Source organism: Nostoc punctiforme PCC 73102 (genome assembly GCF_000020025.1).
GTDB lineage: Bacteria > Cyanobacteriota > Cyanobacteriia > Cyanobacteriales > Nostocaceae > Nostoc > Nostoc punctiforme.
The window spans coordinates 4401733-4424413 of record NC_010628.1; the positions used below are offsets into that span (position 1 = coordinate 4401733).

The window sequence follows — 22681 nt, forward strand, 5'->3', positions numbered from 1 at the left end:
TCGCTAAATTTCTTATCTTGGGATTACAGCTTAGAGTTGCCACTCCGTTCAGCTCAAAGATGGAAAAAACACCAGGTGTATAACTTGAGTCCTACTATGGATTTAAATTCTTTGTTCAATCTAAATACATTTATTGAATTATTACTGGGGATTAGTTTGAGCGCGGCGGCTGGCTTTCGAGTATTTGTACCACTGCTAGCATTGAGTATGGCTTCAGTTTTTGGACATTTAGATTTGCCAACTAACTTTGATTGGGTGGAAACACCTCAAGCTGTAATTGTATTTGCCGTCGCTTGTTTGCTGGAAATTATCGGTTATTACATTCCTTGGTTGGATCATCTGCTGGATATTGTTGCCACTCCTGCGGCATTTATCGCCGGGACAATCGTAACAGCATCTGTTGCTCCAGAGATGAATCCACTGGTGCAATGGACGTTAGCTTTAATTGCAGGTGGTGGAACCGCAGGATTAACTCAGGGATTAACGAATTTATTGCGGATAAGTTCTGCAGGGGTTTCTGGTGGATTAACCAATCCAGTTGTGTCAACCATTGAGTTGGTCATCGCAATCGGACTGTCTGTGCTGGCGCTAGCTTTACCAGTGGTAGCAGGAGTGATTGTGATTGGTTTTCTAATAATAGCTATTCAAAGACTCTGGAATTTCTTCTTGAATAAACCATCTTCTCAAATTAACGAAACCGTCTCTCCATCAAGAGAATTGGGATAAGTACTTATGGATTGCTTTCATAGCTGCGTAGGCGTAGCCCGCACTTCGACAAAGCTCAGTGACCATCGTAGACATCGCAACTATAAAGCGATCGCGTAGTCTTCGGGTGTGTTAGCGCGAAAGCGTAACGCACCTTTGATACTCGTGAATGAGTCTTTGAACTCCGTTAACGAGTCTTTGAACTCCGTCGATGAACCTCAAAGCTTTGTGAATAAACCTCAAAGCTTCGTTAACCAGTCTTTGATACTCGTGGATGAGTGAATGTTATTGCGCTTCAACACCGCTTTACAACTGGCATTCATTAGCGTAACGGTGTCTTATTTGCTTATGAGCAGGAACATTTGGCATTAGTGGAAGCTGTTAAAAGCGATGGTAGATTCCAAAGAATATGAAACGCTATTTAAAAACGATTTAGAACTATTCAGGACTTACGCAAAAATTGCCGAAAAGCTTAATTTATCGAACCGCCAAGACGCCAAGAACGCCAAGAATTCGTAGAGTGTGCGTAAGTCCTACTATTTAAAGAACTAGCAGCAAAATTACCTGAACTCGAAGAACCGGGCAGTTTCACAATTGCTAGAAGTAAAGATTTCGATCCAGAACGCGCCGATGGTGCAGCTTTGCGTGCCTTGCGCCAACTTTTAGAAGATAAAAGATCCAGAGCAGCACTGGGGTGGATTAAAGAAAGTCTTGACTCCAGAAGGGCATTATCTGTGGCTATGCGAACATCACGCAGCAGGGTATAAACGCTAACTATTTGATATTTGAGATTGCGGTCTTGAATTGTAGAGACACAATTCATCAACTATTGCCTGCACCAGTAGCAATGATTTTGAGAACATTTAAATAGCTCCCAAGACAGAGGAAGCGTCTAAAACGATTATTTAGCATTCCAACATATACTAGTAACGTATATTTGACTAGAATTAAAGTGTTATAGTGATTATCGTTTGGATACCATCTACGGTAGGGGTTTACGGAAGTGCGCCTCTACGCAAGACATGGCAGTTTAGCTATAAGTTAATATCTACCGTTTTACGGGTATTAGAAAAATGAGGTTTAAAGACTGGGCGACTAGGGTGTTACTAATCTCGCTGATGTTCATGGCTGTGATTGTAGTGCTGCTAATTGGACGAGCGACAAAATTACACAATAATCCGACAACATCCCATGTATCTAATCCACGGGCTATGGCCTTTAGTCAATATCCGCAGGTGCAATTCCAATCAGCGAAAGAGCCAGAGAAAAAATTTCAAGGTGTTATCAAGTCCCCAGTCAAGACTAACAAGCCTCTAGCAAGGTACATAACTACTCAAGCTTTTGCACAGTACAGACCTAGTTATCAAGTTGCTTCGGTTGATCCAAGTAACTATGGAGAACGCTACGCCCAAGATGCTAACGGCGTTCCTCTCAATAACCAACCGATTATCGTCCTCCATGAAACTGGTTATTCTGCTTCCAGTGCCATTAATTTTTTTCAAGTAGCCCATAGTGATGAAGGTGTGCAAGCAAGCTACCACGCCTTAATAAAGTTAGATGGAACTGTGGTTTATTTAGTACCACCAGAAAAGCGGGCTTTTGGTGCAGCTAACTCAGTATTTGAAAGTCCACAGGGATTGGAAACTGTGCAAACTAATCCGAAGTTACCAGCGTCTGTGAATAATTTTGCTTATCACGTTTCTTTGGAAACACCGCCAGATAGTTATGACAGTAATAGCCAACAAACTCATAGCGGCTACACGGAGGCTCAATATAAATCTCTTGCTTGGTTAGTTGCTCAAAGTCAAGTTCCAGACTATCGCATAACTACCCATCATCTCGTAGACCGTTCTGGTAAAAAAGTTGACCCGATAAATTTTGATGGTAGTAAATTTCTGAACTTACTTAATACTTTTCGTCAGGTCAGACCAATCTATAGAGTAAATAAATAAAAAGTGGTGCGTTACGCTACGCGATAACACACCCTACAAGATTTCTTGAAAAGAAAATCATCGAAGCTATTTGCTAAAGCTATAGATTTGCTGCTTTTCTAGGCGATCGCTAATTGATGAAGGCAGTGTACCATCTGCGAATGTCTGCCGATCCAGTTGCACTTGTAAATTACTCAAGGGATCGCAACCAGAGGAAATCAGAAATTCTAGTTTCTGGATGTATGGCAAGGTTGCGAGGTTATCCAGAATTTGGAAGATAGCCTGTATATAAGGATGGCCGCTTTGTTGATACCAATCACAGCCAGCAACTTTTGCTTGATCAAAACCCAAGTGTACTGTCAAAGATGGCTCGTCAAATATAGCGATCGCTAACGGACGCGCTTCTTCTTGCAACAATAAATCATTACTTTTCGCTAAATGTCGCAGTTTTTCTAAGCGTTCATAACGTTCTGTCACAGCTTCCGGGTCATCTTGCCAATGGATTGCTACTGTCACCAGATAAGTCTGTAACAGCATGTGACCCAGCTTTTTCGCCTTTGTCGCCAGGTAATAAGAATTGTAGTCAGTCGCCTCGATCAATAACGGCAAGCGATCGACTACTTCCAATCCATAGCCCTTAACTCCAGCAATTTTACGAGGATTATTTGTAATTAGACGAATCTTTTTGATGCCCAAATCCATCAGCATTTGTGCGCCCATCCCGTAGTCTCGCAAGTCAGCAGGAAATCCCAAACGCTCATTTGCTTCAACTGTATCTAGTCCCATATCCTGCAATGAGTAGGCTTTTAGCTTGTTAATCAAGCCGATGCCCCGTCCTTCTTGACGCAGGTATACAACTACACCTTGACCTGCAGCCTCAATCATCTTCAGTGCAGCTTCCAACTGCATTCGACAATCGCAGCGCAAAGAACCCAAAGCATCACCAGTTAAGCATTCTGAGTGCATCCGCACCATTACTGGCTCATCTTTGAAGTTATCTGGATCGCCCTTGACAATTGCAACGTGTTCTGTATTATCCAGGGTATGGCGGTAGGCGTAAATTTCAAACTGGCCAAATTGACTAGGCAGCTTGGTAATCACCTCACGATACACCAGGCGATCGTGCTGTAGGCGATAGCTGATTAAATCTGCAATACTAATTATTTTTAAATTGTGACGTTTGGCATATTCAAATAACTGTTGCAACCGCGCCATTGAACCATCGGGGTTTTGAATTTCACAAATTACCCCGGCTGGATATAGCCCTGCTAGCCGAGATAAGTCTACAGCCGCTTCCGTATGCCCTGCGCGTTTGAGTACGCCCCCAGCTTTCGCCCGAATGGGGAAAATATGACCAGGACGACGTAAATCGGTAGGTTTTGTAGCTGGATTGAGAGTAACCTGGATAGTCCGGGCGCGGTCTTCTGCTGAGATGCCAGTGGTTACACCCAATTCTGGGCCAGCATCAATGCTAACAGTGAAGGCAGTTTGGTTCGTGTCTGTAATGTTGCTTACCATCAAAGGTAAGTCTAGCTCGTCTAAGCGATCGCCTGTCATTGCCAAACAAATCAGCCCTCTAGCTTCCACCGCCATGAAATTAATCGTGTCGGGTGTCGCAAATTGGGCAGCACAAATTAAGTCGCCTTCATTTTCTCTATTTTCATCATCTACCACTACAATTACACGACCAGCTTTTAGGTCTGCTAAAGCGGCATCAATCGAATCAAATTTAAAAGCTTGGGTAGGATTAGGCTGTGACACAGAAAAATTTCCAGCTACCAACGTAAATTTTTTTTACAATTTCTTCTTTTAGATTGTAGCTCCTTTATAAGGCAGAGAAGTAGACTAGCAATGATTTGATAACAGGGCAAAAATTTTTGCCGTTCAAAATGGGGATTTTAAAGTGCAGGGACAGCCAAAGATGAACAGAATAAAGGGGACAAATAGAATATTTTGTAACTTCGCCGCATCCTGTTACTTTCCGTCTGAAAAAGTAGAGGGGTATATAGAAGTTTTGTACGCTATGAGTCTAGTCGCTGATATTGTTGATAGCTGAGAACGAATTAACTATTCATGGGATAAGGATTTCAGATCATGGGCAAATTTAGACGCGTACCCGTTGGGATTATTGGCGCGTCGGGCTATGGCGAAGTACAGTTAGTACGGCTACTGATGGATCATCCAGAAGTCGAACTGGTTTATTTAGGCGGTGAGAGTAGTATTGGTAAATCCTTTGGGGATTTGTACCCACATCTGGCTCATACAGCTAATCTACCAATAGAAGCGGTAGAACCAGAAATAATTGCTCATCGCTGTGAAGTAGTTTTCCTGTCTTTACCAAATGGTCTGGCTTGCCAAATCGCGCCCAAACTATTAGAAAAAGGATGTAAAGTGCTGGATCTGAGCGCAGACTATCGGTTCAGTGATTTGACAACTTATACAAATTGGTATGGCATTGAGAGAAGCGATCGCACCATTGCAGCTACAGCAGTTTATGGATTACCAGAACTTTATCGCGATCGCATTGCCGAAGCTCAACTTATTGGCTGTCCTGGTTCCTATCCGACTGCGAGTCTCCTTGCACTTTCGCCACTCTTAAAGCAAGGCTTAATCTTACCAGAAACAGCTATTATCGATGCCAAGGCTGGCACATCTAGCGGTGGACGGCAACCTCAAACCAACTTATTACTATCTGAAGCAGATAATTCCATCGCAGCTTTCAATATCGGCCGTCACCGTCATACCCCAGAAATTGAGCAAATTTGCAGTGACTTAGCTGGTCACGAACTGATGATCCAATTTACACCCCATCTTGTCCCAATGGTACGCGGGATTTTGGCAACGGTATATGCCAAAATGAGCGATCCTGGTCTAGTGCGAGATGACTTAATCACAATTTTCTCAGCCTTCTACCGCAACTCTCCTTGGGTAAAAGTTTGCGGTAGCGGCATTTACCCCCAAACCAAGTGGGCTAATGGCAGCAACCTTTGTTACATCGGCGTAGAAGTTGACTCGCGCACAGGTAGGGTGATTGTCATATCGGCAATTGACAATCTAATTAAAGGGCAGGCGGGTCAAGCGATTCAATGTCTAAACCTGATGATGGGCTGGGATGAAACTTTGGGGTTGCCCAAGTTGGGGTTTTATCCATGATTGGGAATGGGGATTGGGGAATGGGGTGCTGAGTTAGGAGTTAAGAGTTTTGTTTATCTCCTTGTCCTCCCCTGCTCCCCTGCTCCTCTGCCTCCCCTGCCCCTCCACTCCCCTGCCCCTACTTCGGCCCTAAACCTACAGCACCAGCATAAACGGCGCGATCGCCTAGTTCATCTTCAATTCGCAGCAAGCGATTATATTTAGCTACGCGTTCGCTGCGACAGAGGGAACCTGTTTTGATTTGACCGGCACGGGTTGCTACAGCTAAATCAGCGATCGTTGTGTCTTCGGTTTCACCAGAACGATGGCTAATTACTGAACGGATGCTGTTACGAGTTGCCAAATCAATTGTTTCCAAGGTTTCGGTGAGAGAACCAATTTGATTGAGTTTAATCAAAATGGCGTTAGCGGCTTTTTCCTCGATACCTCTTTGCAAGCGAGTAGCGTTCGTTACAAACAAATCATCCCCTACCAATTGCACCTGCGAACCTAACTTCTGGGTCAGCAATTGCCAACTTTGCCAGTCTTCTTCATGCAAACCATCCTCAATTGACACAATTGGGTATTGGTCAACTAGTTGTCCTAAATAATCAATAAATTCAGCCGGGGCATGAGGTTTACCATCGTAAACATACTGCCCATTCTTGTAAAATTCGCTAGCGGCCACATCCAAAGCCAAAGCTACTTCTTCACCTGGCTTGTAACCAGCTTTTTTAATTGCAGCAACCAGCAATTCCAAAGCTACTTGATTAGATTCTAGGTTAGGGGCAAAGCCGCCTTCATCGCCTACACCAGTAAGCAAACCCTTCTCATCTAATACCTGGCTAAGGGTAGCAAATACCTCTGCACCCCAGCGCAATGCTTCCCGAAAAGAAGTTGCGCCAATTGGGACAATCATAAACTCTTGAAAGTCCACGTTGTTTGATGCGTGTGCGCCACCGTTAATTACGTTCATCAATGGCACTGGGAGCAAATTCGCTAAAGGGCCACCCAAATAGCGATATAGAGGAATATCTAGAGATTCAGCGCCTGCTTTGGCTGCTGCTAAGGAAACCCCTAAAATCGCATTCGCGCCCAAACTAGATTTGTTAGGAGAACCATCTATGGCGATCATTGTCCGGTCTAGCAATTCTTGGTTGAGGGCATCCAAGCCTAGTAATTTTGGTGCAAGTGCTTCTTTGACGTTTTTTACTGCCTTGAGTACGCCTTTGCCCCCATAACGGCTTTTATCACCATCACGCAGTTCGTGAGCCTCAAAAGAGCCTGTGGAAGCACCACTAGGAACCTGCGCTAGTCCGACAACACCATTGGCTAAATGCACTTCGGCTTCAATTGTTGGTCTACCGCGTGAATCAAGAATTTCACGGGCTGCGATCGCTTCAATTGCAGTGTCTAAAAATTTACTCATCTGTACTTTATCCTTTATTCGAGTGTGTTACGCACCCAGTCTAGTTGCCTAACCCAATCGCTAGCTTATGCTGTTAAGAGACTTTATTGGCTGAGATTAAAGAAGATTTCCATTGTATGGATAGGGAACAATACCAAAAATTGGTAAGGGAATGTTAATTTAATTTTTTCCCTGATGGCATTTCTACCTGAAGACTTTCAGCTAGGTAAAATATTTGCAGAGAATAACACTAAATCAATTACACAGAAAAGGTCAATATGCGATTACTACATACAATGCTACGGGTAGCCAATCTGGAAGAGTCGTTGAAGTTTTACTGTGAACTTTTGGGTATGAAATTACTGCGCCGAAAAGATTATCCAGGGGGAGAATTTACCCTGGCTTTTGTGGGCTATGGTGACGAAAGCGACAACGCAGTAATTGAACTAACCTACAACTGGGGTGTAGAAAAATATGAATTGGGTAATGCTTACGGTCACATTGCCCTTGGAGTTGATGATATTTACGCTACCTGTGAAGAAATCCGCAATCAGGGCGGTAAAGTCGTGCGCGAACCAGGGCCGATGAAACATGGTTCGACAGTAATTGCTTTTGTGGAAGATCCAGATGGGTATAAAATTGAGCTGATTCAACTAGGATCTCAAGGTTCGGCAGCCAAAGAGGAATCACAAGAGCAACTTGTGAGTCAGTAATTCTTATAATTAAGGATATGTAGCGCTTCTCGGTTGAAGGCAATAAAGCTGTAGGAAAATACTCACCGATGTCTTGAAAAGTTGAACCAGACGCGGGTAGATTGATTCTTCCCGCACCTGCTGTTTCATATCGGTAAACCTGAATGCGCGAGGATTTTCCCTTTTTGCCTCCCCTTTTTAGGCGGGTTAGGGGATATTATCTGCGTAAATCCTATTAGTATCCGCATTCCTAAAAGCGATACCGATAGCGTAGCGTAAAGCCTGCGGCATGGCTTCTCTACGAGACGCTACGCATAGCTCGCTTCTCCGTAGGAGTACGCTTAGAGCGGCGCAGGAGCGTCATAGCCCGTGTCGTAGGCATCGCTCCAATAACATCATCTGGCAAAGTCCGCTCAGAACAGTGTTTTCGTTTTAAATTAGGAAATAGGTAGTAGATTAAACTATCACCAAATTACCATTCCTAAATTGCCACCGGAGATACACGCGGATATACGCTGAAATGTTTGGATAATTAGGGACTGGGGACTAGGCACTAGGAATTAGTGACTAGGTAAAAGTTTTTCCAATCCCCAATATCCAGTCCCCAATGCCCAATCCCTAAACTCCCTAAACTAAAAATCAAAATTCCAAAATTATAAAGATGCAACCTACAGATCCGAATAAATTTACTGATAAAGCCTGGGAAGCAATTGTTAAATCTCAGGATATAGTCCGTGCTTATCAACAACAGCAACTAGATGTTGAACATTTAATTATTGCCCTGTTAGAAGAACCCACTAGTCTAGCAATACGTATCCTGGCTCGATCTGAGGTCGATCCAATCCGCTTTCAACAGCAGCTAGAAGCCTTTATCCAACGTCAGCCCAAAGTTGGTAAAAGCGATCAGCTTTATCTTAGCCGTAGTTTAGATGTTTTACTAGATAAAGCTGAGGAAGCTAGAGTCAGGATGAAAGACTCCTACATTTCCGTAGAACATATACTTTTGGCTTTTGCTGAAGACGATCGCATTGGACGAAAGATCCTCAAAAGCTTTAGTGCGGACGCAGCTAAACTAGAAGCTACTATCAAAGCCGTTCGCGGTAGCCAAAAAGTAACAGATCAAAGCCCAGAATCGCGCTATGAAGCTTTACAAAAATTTGGCAGAGATTTGACAGAACAGGCAAAAGCTGGAAAACTCGACCCGGTAATTGGGCGAGATGACGAAATTCGGCGGGTAATTCAAGTATTGTCTCGTCGGAGCAAAAATAACCCCGTCTTGATTGGTGAACCTGGGGTAGGTAAAACTGCGATCGCAGAAGCTTTGGCACAACGGATGGTAAACGGTGACGTTCCCGAATCTCTGAAAAACCGCCAACTGATCTCTTTAGACATCGGTAGTTTAATTGCTGGGGCAAAATTGCGAGGAGAATTTGAAGAACGTTTGAAAGCTGTCCTCAAAGAAGTTATGGACTCTAACGGGCAAATTGTCCTGTTTATCGACGAACTACATACCGTAGTCGGTACGGGTTCCAGCCAACAAGGGGCAATGGATGCCGGAAATTTGCTCAAACCAATGCTGGCGCGGGGAGAACTGCGTTGTATTGGTGCAACTACCCTCGACGAGTTCCGCAAACACATTGAGAAAGACGCTGCCCTAGAACGCCGCTTTCAGCAAGTATTTGTCGATCAGCCAAGTGTGGAAAATACTATTTCCATTCTGCGGGGGTTGAAAGAACGCTATGAAGTGCATCACAACGTCAAAATTTCTGATTCGGCTTTGGTAGCAGCAGCAACCCTGTCAGCACGTTATATTAGCGATCGCTTCTTACCAGATAAAGCAATAGATTTGGTGGATGAAGCCGCAGCACAGTTGAAAATGGAGATTACCTCCAAACCAGCAGAATTGGAAACCATCGATCGCCGCCTCATGCAGTTAGAAATGGAAAAGCTGTCATTAGCTGGCGAAGAAAAGGGTACTCCCCAAACAAAAGAGCGTTTGGAGCGCATTGAGCAAGAAATCGCCAATTTAACTGAAAAACAGCAAATATTTAATGAGCAATGGCAAGGTGAAAAGCAGATATTGGAGGCGATAAGCGCCTTAAAGAAAGAAGAAGATGCGCTGCGAGTGCAAATTGAACAGGCGGAACGCGCTTATGACCTAAATAAAGCTGCCCAACTGAAATATGGCAAATTGGAAGGAGTACAGCACGAGCGCGAAGCTAAAGAAGCCAGCCTTTTAGAAATTCAAAACCAAGGTTCCACGTTGCTGCGAGAACAAGTCACTGAAGCTGATATTGCGGAAATCGTCGCCAAATGGACAGGAATTCCCGTTAATCGCCTGTTGGAATCGGAACGGCAAAAATTACTGCAACTAGAAAGTCATTTGCATCAACGAGTCATTGGGCAAGAAGAGGCTGTAGAAGCGGTAGCAGCAGCCATTCGCCGCGCCCGTGCGGGGATGAAAGACCCCTCCCGTCCCATTGGTTCATTTTTGTTCATGGGCCCCACAGGTGTGGGCAAAACCGAACTCGCCCGTGCTTTAGCTCAGTTTCTCTTTGATTCTGATGATGCCTTGGTGCGCTTAGATATGTCTGAGTATATGGAAAAACACTCAGTTTCTCGGTTAGTGGGAGCGCCTCCAGGATACGTAGGCTATGAAGAAGGCGGTCAACTTTCCGAGGCGGTTCGCCGCCGTCCCTACTCAGTGGTGCTGCTGGATGAAGTGGAAAAAGCGCACCCCGATGTGTTCAATATTTTGTTGCAGGTGTTAGATGATGGGAGAATTACTGACTCTCAGGGGAGAACGGTAGATTTTCGTAACAGCGTTATTGTAATGACCAGTAACATAGGTAGCGAACACATTTTAGATGTGTCTGGTGATTCTCAGTATGAAACGATGCGGAAGCGGGTAATGGAAGGTTTGCGATCGCATTTCCGCCCAGAATTTCTCAACCGCGTTGATGATATTATTCTCTTCCATACCCTAAATCGCACGGAAATGCGGCAAATCATCCGTATTCAACTCAAGCGAGTAGAAAATCTCCTACGAGAGCAAAAAATCTTCTTTGAGATATCCCAAGCAGCCTGCGATCACCTTGTCGAATCAGGCTATGACCCAGTTTATGGTGCGCGTCCACTCAAACGCGCAATTCAGCGAGAAGTAGAAAACCCCCTCGCCACCAAGTTATTGGAAAATACTTTTATCTCTGGAGACACGATTCTCATTGACAAAAATGAAAATGGTCTGTCTTTTAGTAAAAAAGTGCTGGTGAAGGTGTCAGTACCACAGATTGCTACATAGTCACAGAAGGCGATCGCTACATGAGTTTATATTTAGTAATCTATGTGCGATCGCTTTTAGTTTAAGCTGCTTAAAACTGAGGCTTAACATACAAATCCCATAATTCTTTTAAGCGCTTTGCATCTGATTCAGAAACTTGCCCGATCTTAGCTAGCAACAAAGATTGTTCTAGACAATCCAATCGAGATAGACGCACAGTTGAAGCAACACGCAAACCACTTGCAACCCAATCATTCAAAGATACATCAGTTTGTGTACGGGGTTTAGCAGATGTGACTACTGCGGCTACTAGATCATTTCCATCTAACCACAACACAAGTATTGGACGTTTTTTAGAACCTTCACCGCTAGTAAATGGAATATCTGCTACCCAAAATTCACCGGCTTGGATAGTCGTCATAAAGTCCTTCGTCTTGTGGTGCGTAGCCGTTCAAAAAAGCATTATGGCTGCGGGTGCTTTCGGTTTCTTTTGCTTTTTGTTGGATGGTAATTACCCAGTGCCCTGTAGTTATATTTTCCAGTATTGATTCTGGGAGATTCAATTTTTCCCCTGGTTTTAGTTCAATTTCATAAGTTAGAGTAGTCAATTCATTTTGCATAACTGCTAGTTACAATTTTCATAATATTTAGTGTAATTCAATTTAGGGGCGATCACTTTTAGTTTCAGCTAGTTTTTCAGTGGAAGTAAGAAAGCGATCGCTATATTTAAAATTAGCTAAAATCATCTGAACAATAAACTCTAATATCAAGGTCGTTTCATCAGCCCCTAAATTCAATTATTCTCAAGAAACTTATCGCAATTTGAACTAATTTTTGAAATCCCAATTTTTGCAACAAACTAGTGATAATTTGTTTATTTTGAATATTAAATATATTTTTCACAAAATCTGGATTGATTTCAATAGCCTTGTTAATACTTTTATTTCCTTCTTTCCAGCGACCTAATTTAATTAATGCAGCCCCCTTATAATACCAAGCATAGTGGTAATCAGGTTTAATTTTTAGTGCTTGGTCGTAAGATGCGATCGCCTCTTCATTGCGTCCTAAATTAGATAGTGCATGGCCCCGATTGTACCAAGCTTGGTGATAATCTGGTTTAATTTTCAGTGCTTCGTTAAAAGCGGTAAGTGCTTCTTCATCACATCCTAATTGCCCTAGTGCAAAGCCTTTACCATGCCAGGCTTCGTGTTTATCAGGTTGAATTGTTACTGTTCTAACGTAGGATGCGAGCGCTTCTTCGTACCGTTCTAATTTTCCAAGTGTATTACCTTGATTGTGCCAAGCCTCCTGATAGTCTGGTTTAATTTGTACCGCCTCATTATAGGATGCAAGCGCTTCTTCATAGCGTTCTAAATCCCATAGCGTAATTCCCCGATTGTACCAAGCTTGGGGATCATCTGGTTTAATTTGTACCGCCTCATTATAAGATGCGAGCGCTTCTTCATAGCGTCTTAGATTCCACAATTCAATTCCCTTGTTATTCAAAACTATGTAATCATCAGGTTGAAATTTCAGTGCTTGCTCAAAGGAGGCAAGTGCTTCTTCATAACGTCCTAAATTGCGTAATGCCTTACCCTGATTATTCCAAGCCTGGTAGTAATCAGGTTGAAATTTCAGTGCTTGGTTGTAAGATGTTATCGCTGCTTCGTATTCCTTAGCAGCGTCTAGTAAATTCCCCTGTTCAACTAGTAAACCTGCCTTCCGACTCTCTGGCTGATCTTTTTCTGTCAACAAGTCTTGAATTTCTATAACTTTCTCAATTTTTTGTTCAGAGCTGAGTTTCAAATATTCCTCATAGTCTCCTTCCAACAGCAGGCGAGTTGATTCTTGTTCTACCACCTCTGGCGCTGTAGGTAATTCAAATACTCCAGAACGCCAATCAAAAAAATCTGGGGCGCGATGAATAAAATAGTTTATCGAAAAAGAACGTAAAAGAAAAACAAAGCTAATTGGAAAGTCATCTCTAAAGCGTTCTCGCTGTTGGTTTAAGTGATTTAAAATATGCGGAACACTGATTAAATTGCTAAATTGTCCTTCTGTAATTTCCCCAAAACTTCTTTTTTCATACTTATATAAAGAATATTCCAGACCTTTAATCAATAAAATATCAACTTGCTTGTCTTTAACAGACTCTGCGACTGGCTGATATAAATTATCAATTGCCTCAACAAAGCGCAAAACTGCAATCTTCTTCTGCGGAATCTCCTGCGGAAGTTTGATAATTAAATTGTCTGCTTCTACAGGTGTACATTGGACGAAAAACAAACCAAATCCTGATTTTCGCCTCAGTGCGCGAAGCAAGTCTTGATAAGCTTCTTCTGGTTCTGGGGGTAAATCATCATCCCAATCGCTTAAATTTGGGTTCATGAAAGTTTCGCTACGGCTTCTTTAAATTCTGGAATTCCTTGAATCAATGGATGAATATCATACCAACGCTGCATTTCTCCATCATCATCCAAATAACGGTATTCTAAAAGACAGCGATTATACATTAAACTCCGATACAAGTCATCATTAATAATGCGCTTAGAACAAGAGACTTCCGCTAACAGACACCATTGATGATTTTCCACAGCGCGGCGATAAGTATCTCTAGCTTGAGTAATTGCTCGTCGCACCGCCTTTTCTGAAACAGGTAAGTCTTCAGAACGTCCAATGGCATCTTGAGTTAACAATAGCAAATTCCTCACATGACCTCCACTCATCAAACAAAGTCTGTCTAAGGTTTGGGGACTGTCAAAAATTTCCGTTTCTAGTGATAGTTCTGGTGCAATTTGCCGGACTCGTTTCTTAATTACTTCCTTAACTTTTTCGAGTCCTGGCTGATAAACGTTTCCCTCGAAAGTTTTTACCATAATCATCGGCAAAATTTGGGGATCGCCGTAAATATCTCTAAGGTCTGTTGCCCTGGTAGAATAGACCATTGAAATGGGGACAGTATAAATCAAATGGCAATCTAAAGCTTGGAGTTGTTCGCTACGGTCTAAAAAGACTTCTTCATAGTTGGTGCGTTCTGCGTCTTTAACTAACACCATCCGGTCTAAGTTATCGACAATTACCGCCAGTTTCTTGTAGCCATTAGGTAAGTGCTGTTTTGCATCCACCAGGAATTCATTTAAAACCTGAATTAAAGTGACAGTGTAAGGATCAATTTTTTGGCGAATCTTCTGGCGTAATTCAGGAACAGCCCTTAAATTTGCGGTCAACTTGGCGAATTGAGTTAGCTGGGCTTCTACTCCCAGACTTTCAAATTCTATGGGAGTCTGCGCCAAATCTTTCAAATCTTCCCAACGACCTTTCAACCAGTCGAGTATAGGACGAGGACTAGCAATTCCTTTTAAATCTTTGAGCAAACGGCGGGTACAGGCGAGGAGTATATCTGTATATTGGGCATCTTCAGAATCGATATCCTCTTCATCAGCCGCAAAATACACAACATAAAATTCCCGGTTTTCTAAATATTTCTTTAACCTGAGTAATTCTGTAGACTTCCCCGCACCCCGATGACCGGAATACAATTGACAAGTATTTGTATCTGCTAATCGCATCCGATTTCCCAACTCTTGTTCAATATCCGCATCTCCGCGCACATCCTGACAATCTACATATTTTGGATCGCCTGCGGGTAAGGGTTCAAAGGGGTTAAAAGCATTGTAGAGTTTTGCGAGTAAGCCAGAACTATTAACCATAGGTAAAAAATATAGCAATGTTGTTCATAATAAGGGAGATTATAGAAAGTTGAGTGTCTGGCAAAAGAAGAAATTACAGGACTTACGCATTTAAAATTTGAAGCTCTGAAATAGTTTACTCACCTGGGTTTTCGCGTCAGTTTTACCCCACCCTAACCCTCCCCGTATGTATTGGCTACGGTGTACACACAAGTTTGCCAAGGGGGAGAACCGGATATTTCCCCCCTTGCCAAGGGGGGATTAAGGGGGGTAAATCCAGGGTTTGGGCTTTATTGCCAAGATAGTGTGTACACCGTAGCTAAAAAAGGGGGGTATATTTTATGCGTAAATCCTAAATCATTAAAAAGTAAAATATATCACTAATATGTTCAATTCATCGGCTCAGTGTGCTGTTATTTTCACTAGTTTTACGGGAATCCTGTAGTTGTATACCCACCAAATTAGTCAGTCCATCAGGTTAGGTAAGCATTGTTTATGCAACTCATAACTTCGTTAGATATTAGAAATTCAGAATATTTGTCTAAAGATCGGCTTATTAGTTATCACCATCAATTGCGTCTAATTTTTTCGCTGGGTAATCAAGTAAAAAACGTTCTGGAAATTGGGATTTTTAATTCTCTGTTAACAGACATCTTGAAGAACAATGGATACAACGTCACTACTGCTGATGTCGATCCCAACCTCAAGCCAGAAATGATTTTGGATTTAACTACAGATTTTTCGTTGCCAAAAGATAAATTTGATGCCATTGTCCTGTTTCAAGTGCTGGAACACTTTCCTTATGAACAGTCAGAAGAAGCGCTGAAAAAACTGGCGGAAGCAACAAAGAAATTTTTGGTAATTTCTATTCCTTATTGCACTCAATACTTGTCCTTTCAGATCAAAAGCTCTTTCTCAGGTAGACCAAGGTATTTATTACTCAGTGTGCCAAAATTCTGGAGTACAAAGCCAGTATGTGACGAGCATTACTGGGAAATGGGTTTGAAAGGATATCCCAAAAAGCGGATTTTAAACTCTGTTGCCAACGCTGGGCTAACTGTCAAGCAAGAATTTATCGATCCTAGTTACCCGTATCACTATTTTTTGGTGTTAGAAAAAACCAACAATATTTAGACGGCAGTCTGTGAGGAGAGACGCGATTAATCGCGTCTGTACTAGGAAGTAGGGAAATCCGAATCAGAAATGGGGGCAAACAATGCTCAAAAAAAGTGCGATCGCCTAAGCTATGCTTTTAAAATCCTAATTGGTATCATGTCCTTCTGTATTCTCCGGGTTTATCCTGGAAAGCAGAGGGTTAGGTTGTATTAGCCACTATCATCATTTCAGATACTAACATCGGAAATTACCAATTATGCTAGAACAAGGCACTATCAGTATTCATACTGAGAATATTTTCCCGATCATTAAGAAGTCTCTTTACTCAGATCACCAAATCTTTTTGCGGGAACTGGTATCCAATGCTGTAGACGCTATCCAAAAGCTGAAAATGGTATCCCGCGCCGGAGATTACGCTGGAGACATCGGCGAACCGGAAATTGAAATTGCCATTGACAAAGATAAGAAAACTCTCTCCATATCCGATAACGGTATCGGGATGACCGCAGATGAAGTTAAGAAATATATCAATCAGGTTGCCTTCTCTAGTGCTGAAGAATTTATTCATAAATACGAAGGCAAATCAGATCAACCCATAATTGGCCACTTCGGTCTTGGTTTCTACTCTTCCTTCATGGTGGCGCAAAAGGTAGAAATTGATACCCTCTCCTACCAAGAAGGGGCGCAGGCGGTTCACTGGACTTGCGATGGTTCCCCAGCTTTTACCTTAGAAGATTCGTCCCGCACAACTCGCGGCACTACTATTACCCTCAGTCTGCAAGGCGAAGAGGAGGAATTTCTAGAATCTGCACGGATTAAGAATCTTGTCAAGACCTACTGCGATTTCTTGCCAGTACCAATAAAACTAGAGGGTGAAGTATTAAATAAGCAAAAAGCACCGTGGCGAGAGTCTCCAAGTAATCTGACTCAAGAAGATTATTTAGAGTTTTACCGTTACCTGTATCCTTTTCAGGAAGAACCTTTGTTGTGGGTACATTTAAATACTGACTATCCTTTTATCATCAACGGGATTCTGTATTTTCCCAAAATGAGGCCGGATGTAGATGTTACCAAAGGGCAAATCAAGCTATTTTGTAATCAAGTTTTTGTCAGCGACAACTGCGAAGAAATTATCCCGCAATTTCTGATGCCGATGCGGGGTGTGATTGATAGCACCGATATTCCGCTAAACGTATCGCGGAGTGCCTTGCAAGGCGATCGCACCGTGAAGCGAATTGGTGACTACATTGCTAAAAAAGTAGGCGATCGCCTCAAAGAACTTTTCCGCGATAATCGCGAACAATACATCAGTGCTTGGAAAGATCTCGGAACCTTTGTAAAATTCGGCGTTCTCAACGACGATAAATTCAAAAAACAAATTGAAGACATCATCGTCTTCCGCACCACCGCCAAGCTGACAGAAAAAGTTGCTGCTGAAACTCCAGTGGTTGAAGTCCAGTCTTCAGACGGCGATGCTTGGCAAGATGTGACTCCTTCACCCAGTGCTGAGAACTCAACCCCCAGCGCTCCCTATACTACGCTGAAAGAATATCTAGAACGCAACAAAGAACGCAACGAAAACCGGGTTTTCTACAGTACTGATGAAGCAACCCAATCTACATACATAGAACTGCACAAAAATCAAGGATTGGAAGTCCTATTTATGGACTCCTTCATTGATACTCACTTTATCAACTTCCTAGAGCGGGAATATCAGGATGTCAAGTTTACGCGGGTAGACTCAGATTTAGACAATACTCTGCTGGAACAAGATAAAGATAAGGAAATTGTCGATCCTAAGACGAACAAAACCCGCAGTGAGACGATTAAAGAGTTATTTGAGAAATCTCTCAACAAACCCAAACTCAACATCCGTACCGAAGCGTTGAAGTCAGACGATCCTCAAGGTACACCACCTGCGATGGTGCTTTTACCAGAGATTCTTCGCCGCCTGCGAGAAATGAATGCCATGATGCAGCAGGGAACAGCAGAGTTTCCTGAAGATCACATTTTGCTCGTGAATACTGCTCACCCGCTTATTCAAAATCTGGCAAATCTGAACCAAGGTACTATTATTCAAGGTGACGGTCAATCATCTACAGATCAGTTAGTGAACTTAATTTGTCAACACGTTTATGATTTAGCGCTGATGTCTCAAAAAGGATTTGACGCTGAAGGAATGAAATCTTTCGTCGAGCGATCGAATGAGGTACTCACCAAACTGACTGAACAAGCTAGTAAATAGTTGGGAATGGGGAATTGGGTATGAAGAAGAGACAAGGGAGATAAGGAAGAGGGGGGAGACTTGTTCAATAATTCCCCCTTGTTCCCCTTGTCCCCCTGCTTCTTGTCCCCCTGCTCCCCTTCCCCTCATCTCCCCCACTCCCTTTTCCAGTTCTGCTGTCTAAGACATAGAATGGAAAGGCTGTATTAAAATAACAATCTGGAGATACTTGCTATGTCTCGTCGCTGTGAACTAACTGGTAAGAAGGCAAATAACGCCTTTGCTGTTTCTCACTCCCACCGTCGTACAAAACGCCTTCAGCACGCCAATCTGCAAAGCAAGCGTGTTTGGTGGCAAGGCGGAAATCGCTGGGTAAAATTAAAGCTGTCCACCAAAGCAATTAAAACCCTAGAAGTTAAGGGGTTAGAAGCAAAAGTGTTGAATGTTAAGAAAAATCCGATAAAAACAGCCCAAAATATGTTAAATTTTGGGCGGAAGATTAAAGTATATCTATTTAATAGTGATTATAAATTCATTTCCCAAGATTGTCAAAGATATCTTGAGAGGACTGCCAAAAAACGATTATCCAGTATTGAACAGTCGTCTGTTCTTTGAGTGCTGGTTATCTTATGCTATGGATAACAGCTTAACAAGTATGCGAGATTTATTTAACAGATTAAACAACACAGGATTTCCGGTAGATATTTCTACTTTCTCTAAAGCAAACTTACATCGAAGTCAAAAACCTTTTCAAGAAATTTACCAAAAATTAAATGAATTAGTACAGAAGAAAGTTCAAAAAAAGTTACATGATAAATATGCAATTTGTCCAATAGATTCAACAATTATTACTCTCACAAGTAAATTGTTATGGGTACTAGGACACCATCAAGTAAAACTTTTCAGTTCTCTAAATTTAGCTACTGGAAGTCCATCAGATAACTTCATAAACTTTGGACATGACCATGACTATAAATTTGGTTGTAAAATGATGTCTAGTCTACCAAATAATGCTGTTGGTGTAATGGATAGAGGTTTTGCTGGATTAAAATTTATCCAAGAATTAGTCCAAGAAAACAAATACTTTGTTTTGCGGGTAAAAAACAATTGGAAGTTAGAATTTGAGGAGCAAACTGGATTAATTAAAGTTGGTGCATCTAATGATGCTCAAGCCTATAGAGTGATTAATTTTTGTGATTTAGAAACGAAAACTGAGTTTCGATTAGTAACCAATTTACCAACATTAGGAGAGGCTGCCGTTAGTGATTATGAAATCAGGGATATTTATCGATTGCGTTGGGGAGTTGAATTGTTGTGGAAGTTTTTGAAAATGCACTTAAAACTTGACAAGTTAATTACTAAAAATGTTAATGGTATCACCATACAAATTTACGTTACTTTAATAGCTTATCTAATTTTACAGATATTATCTGTACCACAACAATGGGGACATACGCTATTAGATAAATTCCGCTATTTACAATCTTGTATGTGTCAGAAAATAAGTTATGTTCATTGGTTTGAAGAGATGATGTCATGTTGACTATTTTAGGCTTTTTAGAGTTAGTGTAACTAGATATGTAAACTTTTGTATCAGCATTCAACATTTCTGGGTTAGAAGCAATGGCAAAAGAAGCTGGTATTAACCTGAATCATTACTAATTAACCTGGGATTTTAGAACCTGAGACTATGTACGGGAGACAGGATAAGCGGCTTTGCCGCTATTCATCCTGGTTCCCTACCAAAATAGAACTGAAATTAGTGTTAGGCGACTCATTACCCAAAATTAATTCTAAATTACGAATTACGTTAGCGAGTCATCAAGCATCATTACGAATTATCCCTGTTGTATTTGCTTTTGTACCCAAAGACGAAAAGCTTTGAATGTTGCATTTCTGCCTCCGGTTATACTTTGCTCAAGATATTGAGTAATCGCTTCACCTAATTTAAATTGAGGAAAATTTAGGCTTTGCTGAGACTCTACATAATGACCATTTTGTAGAACATTAATTTGGAGCTTTCCTTTATTAAAACGCCAAAGTTCAGGTACTTTTAAAGCTTCATAAATATTAGGATGAGTGCGAGAAGTAATGTCAACTTCTATAGCTAAATCTGGAGGGGAGTCTACTGTTAAGTCTAGACGCTTCTTCCCACGAATCTTAGATTCATTTTTTATATAGAAAGACTGGTCAGGTTCTATACCTTGAGCCATTGCTTGGTTTTTGAAAGTTGTAGAACCAAGACTGATGAACTCAGTATTTAGCTCTTGCAGAAGCGCTTTGACTAAATCGCCAATAATTTCTTTATCATATTCATGTTCTGGCAGTGGTGCCATAATCTCCAGTATTCCCCTGTCATAAGCAATTCGTGCTACACGGTGTTCGCCTAAATCCTCTAGAATTGTTTCCAATTCCTGCCAGGTTACATCTCGCACTAACACTCTTTGTCCTGGTGGAACATGGATGCGCTTTAATTCCAACAACATCATCTCCACTCCCAGTAGCTTATATCTAAATTTAGCTTACTCTACTAATGCATTGCTCTAACTCTTCATACAAGTGTTAGCAGAGGAGCATACTTTAAAGAAAAAACCTCTGGGGACTCCAGAGGTTTTAGTTCCTGATTTAGTTTCTACTGGTTACTACAATTTGTCCTCAGTCATTTCCAGATAGAGAAGAAAATTATTTGATTTGAAACTAATTACGCCTAAGCAATCAAAGTAATTAAGTGCTTAAATATACTAATAAACAACTAAGGAATGACCTTGCACAAATCTTTATTGAACCAGAGGAAATTGTCAACTTTTTCAAAAATTTAGTAAAACCTATCTTTAGCTAGAGCAAATTATTCGTAAACACGTCTAGAAATCCTTTTTTGCGAAACTAGAATATTTTCATACTATAGATAGATATCTACATCATAAATATGGTAGATAGTAATGGATGTAGTTTTACTACTATGGACAGATGTAGACTTAATATTAATTCATAAAGTACTGTATTTTTTGGCAACCAATAAGTTAGGTCTCTTGCAATTTGTTCCGATAATAAATTTTAAATGAGCAATTATTATTAGAGTTTAAACTCTATGTTAAACTCTTACTCTTTTATTCAAATAATTTGTAATATTTTAGTGAAATTATTATCAAGCTTTGATAAATATTTTTTATTTTTTGTAAAAACTATTGACTAGATGTAGGATTATCCTTAAATAAGAAATAGTGGATTAAGATAAAGTTTGAGTAGCTGTCACTTCGGCGTTGCAATTTTATTCGAGATAGGTTCAAATTTAGGACTATCTACTGATGAGAAAGTCACTAGTTTTAGATAGCCTAAGAAGTAGATTCATATTCATACCTGACCTTGACTGTTTTTAGCTTCCGATTAACGGAACAAGATCCAATCTTTGTTGGTAATCAAAACTTAACCTACTAATATTTAAGTAGGTTAATCTATAAATCGTATTGTAGAACTCAGTAAAATCATTAATATAAGGGCTACCCGAAGCCTTGAAAGTGTTTACCTATTACCATCAACTAGGGGTAATGGTCTTAACCAATACCATTATTGCACCGGGCTTCAGGAAAATCTGTCAAATTTTAGCGGCTAACCAGTGATTGGTTTAATGGTTTGAAGTATTTTTATTCCAAGTGAAGACCATTAACGTCCAATTTTAATTTATTAAAACCTGAATCAAGACAGTAATATCGCTTCTAAATCATCAGAATATTAGGGGTATATATACCTGTCGCTATTTGCACACCAATTCAATATTTAATTAACCATCTAGGACTAATTAATTTTGCAGTTGTATATCCTGATATTTCAGGATTAGAAACAGTTGCAAAAGACACATTTGCCCACATTTGACACTTGGTAGCAACTGATAAAAATTATGTCGGAAAATTTCAGTCAAGAGAAAGCTTTTGAATGCTATGACATGCACGAGAGCAAGTTCTTAACACCTTTCCAACGGAAGGCACTGCTGAAAAACCTGCAAGCTAATTTACAACCAGAATATCGTCGGCGGATTGAAATTATGTTACTTGCTGATAAAGGTAAATCTCAAAGCCAAATCTGTGAAATCTTAAGTTGTTCTCAGGAAATGGCACGATACTGGATTGGTTTAGCAGAGGCAGGTTTAGCACATAAATGGAATGAGCGACCGATAGGTAGACCAAAAACTGTTAACGATCAATATATTGAACGCTTGAAAGAATTGGTAAGTAATAGTCCGCGTGAATATGGTTACGCATTTAGCTGCTGGACAGCACAATGGTTAAGTAAACATTTAGCAAATGAATTTGGCATTGCAATTACCGATCGCCATGTTAATCGGCTGCTAAAAAAAATGGGACTTTCTACTAAGCGCAAAAAATCTTGTCCACAAGAAACTGATAAAAATAAAGATACTAGTATTACAATCTGCGACTTGCAATCTAACTCTGAACCTAGTTTGCATTGGTCATTTAATCTAATTCAGACCAATAACTAATACTGTTTT

General features: G+C 41.1%; 17 protein-coding genes and 1 pseudogene. 10 read left to right on the top strand and 8 right to left on the bottom strand.

What is annotated here, in order from left to right; genetic code table 11:
- The first annotated feature begins 96 nt into the window (after window positions 1-96).
- Window positions 97-726: a DUF4126 domain-containing protein gene (locus NPUN_RS17715; protein ID WP_012409884.1), complete on the top strand. Its 630-nt coding sequence runs from the start codon at window positions 97-99 to the stop codon at window positions 724-726.
- Window positions 727-1177: 451 nt separating this feature from the next.
- On the opposite strand, the gene NPUN_RS17720 is transcribed toward NPUN_RS17715, so the two are convergent.
- Window positions 1178-1528, bottom strand: coding sequence for a hypothetical protein (locus NPUN_RS17720; RefSeq protein WP_041565489.1), 351 nt, complete (start codon window positions 1526-1528; stop codon window positions 1178-1180).
- Between the two features lie 250 nt (window positions 1529-1778).
- Between NPUN_RS17720 and NPUN_RS17725 the strand changes: the two genes are divergently transcribed.
- Window positions 1779-2657, top strand: a complete 879-nt coding sequence (locus tag NPUN_RS17725; RefSeq protein ID WP_012409885.1) for a peptidoglycan recognition protein family protein — start codon at window positions 1779-1781, stop codon at window positions 2655-2657.
- A 66-nt stretch (window positions 2658-2723) separates the two neighbouring features.
- Here the strand turns inward: NPUN_RS17725 and ribBA are convergent, their stop codons facing one another.
- A complete protein-coding gene (ribBA, locus tag NPUN_RS17730; RefSeq protein ID WP_012409886.1) occupies window positions 2724-4397 on the bottom strand; it encodes a bifunctional 3,4-dihydroxy-2-butanone-4-phosphate synthase/GTP cyclohydrolase II in 1674 nt (557 codons plus the stop codon).
- Between the two features lie 333 nt (window positions 4398-4730).
- On the opposite strand from ribBA, the gene argC reads away from it, so the two are divergent.
- On the top strand, window positions 4731-5789 hold the full coding sequence (argC, locus tag NPUN_RS17735; protein WP_012409887.1) for an N-acetyl-gamma-glutamyl-phosphate reductase: 1059 nt from the start codon (window positions 4731-4733) through the stop codon (window positions 5787-5789).
- A gap of 118 nt (window positions 5790-5907) precedes the next feature.
- Here argC and eno read toward each other — a convergent pair whose 3' ends face one another.
- The gene (eno, locus tag NPUN_RS17740; protein ID WP_012409888.1) at window positions 5908-7197 is read right to left on the bottom strand and encodes a phosphopyruvate hydratase; all 1290 of its coding nucleotides are present in this window, start codon (window positions 7195-7197) and stop codon (window positions 5908-5910) included.
- A gap of 257 nt (window positions 7198-7454) precedes the next feature.
- On the opposite strand from eno, the gene gloA reads away from it, so the two are divergent.
- The gene (gene gloA, locus NPUN_RS17745) at window positions 7455-7889 is read left to right on the top strand and encodes a lactoylglutathione lyase (RefSeq protein WP_012409889.1); all 435 of its coding nucleotides are present in this window, start codon (window positions 7455-7457) and stop codon (window positions 7887-7889) included.
- Window positions 7890-8529: 640 nt separating this feature from the next.
- Window positions 8530-11169 carry an ATP-dependent chaperone ClpB gene (gene clpB / locus NPUN_RS17750; protein WP_012409890.1) on the top strand — a complete coding sequence of 880 codons (2640 nt, stop codon included), beginning with the start codon at window positions 8530-8532 and terminating at the stop codon, window positions 11167-11169.
- Window positions 11170-11239: 70 nt separating this feature from the next.
- Here clpB and NPUN_RS17755 read toward each other — a convergent pair whose 3' ends face one another.
- The 4 genes from NPUN_RS17755 to NPUN_RS17770 form a co-directional block, all read right to left on the bottom strand.
- The gene (locus NPUN_RS17755) at window positions 11240-11569 is read right to left on the bottom strand and encodes a type II toxin-antitoxin system PemK/MazF family toxin (RefSeq protein WP_012409891.1); all 330 of its coding nucleotides are present in this window, start codon (window positions 11567-11569) and stop codon (window positions 11240-11242) included.
- On the bottom strand, window positions 11547-11768 hold the full coding sequence (locus NPUN_RS17760) for a hypothetical protein (RefSeq protein ID WP_041565490.1): 222 nt from the start codon (window positions 11766-11768) through the stop codon (window positions 11547-11549). The genes NPUN_RS17755 and NPUN_RS17760 overlap by 23 nt, the downstream gene beginning before the upstream one ends.
- 160 nt (window positions 11769-11928) lie before the next feature.
- A complete protein-coding gene (locus NPUN_RS17765; protein WP_012409892.1) occupies window positions 11929-13536 on the bottom strand; it encodes a tetratricopeptide repeat protein in 1608 nt (535 codons plus the stop codon).
- Window positions 13533-14858: a P-loop NTPase family protein gene (locus tag NPUN_RS17770; protein WP_012409893.1), complete on the bottom strand. Its 1326-nt coding sequence runs from the start codon at window positions 14856-14858 to the stop codon at window positions 13533-13535. The genes NPUN_RS17765 and NPUN_RS17770 overlap by 4 nt, the downstream gene beginning before the upstream one ends.
- Window positions 14859-15332: 474 nt before the next feature.
- Here NPUN_RS17770 and NPUN_RS17775 point away from each other — a divergent pair, with 474 nt between their 5' ends.
- From NPUN_RS17775 to NPUN_RS17790, 4 genes and pseudogenes are all read left to right on the top strand, one after another.
- Window positions 15333-15971 (top strand): class I SAM-dependent methyltransferase, encoded by a 639-nt coding sequence (locus NPUN_RS17775; RefSeq protein ID WP_012409894.1) that lies wholly within the window; start codon window positions 15333-15335, stop codon window positions 15969-15971.
- 238 nt (window positions 15972-16209) lie between these two features.
- Window positions 16210-18198 carry a molecular chaperone HtpG gene (htpG, locus tag NPUN_RS17780; RefSeq protein WP_012409895.1) on the top strand — a complete coding sequence of 663 codons (1989 nt, stop codon included), beginning with the start codon at window positions 16210-16212 and terminating at the stop codon, window positions 18196-18198.
- Between the two features lie 213 nt (window positions 18199-18411).
- A pseudogene (rpmB, locus tag NPUN_RS17785) lies at window positions 18412-18609 on the top strand (50S ribosomal protein L28); the annotation flags it as partial.
- 88 nt (window positions 18610-18697) lie between these two features.
- The gene (locus NPUN_RS17790; protein ID WP_012408090.1) at window positions 18698-19720 is read left to right on the top strand and encodes an IS4 family transposase; all 1023 of its coding nucleotides are present in this window, start codon (window positions 18698-18700) and stop codon (window positions 19718-19720) included.
- Between the two features lie 295 nt (window positions 19721-20015).
- Here NPUN_RS17790 and NPUN_RS17795 read toward each other — a convergent pair whose 3' ends face one another.
- On the bottom strand, window positions 20016-20663 hold the full coding sequence (locus tag NPUN_RS17795) for a Uma2 family endonuclease (RefSeq protein ID WP_041565491.1): 648 nt from the start codon (window positions 20661-20663) through the stop codon (window positions 20016-20018).
- 1409 nt (window positions 20664-22072) lie between these two features.
- On the opposite strand from NPUN_RS17795, the gene NPUN_RS17800 reads away from it, so the two are divergent.
- Complete coding sequence (locus NPUN_RS17800) at window positions 22073-22672, top strand: helix-turn-helix domain-containing protein (RefSeq protein ID WP_041565492.1); 600 nt, start codon at window positions 22073-22075, stop codon at window positions 22670-22672.
- The last annotated feature ends 9 nt before the right edge of the window (window positions 22673-22681 follow it).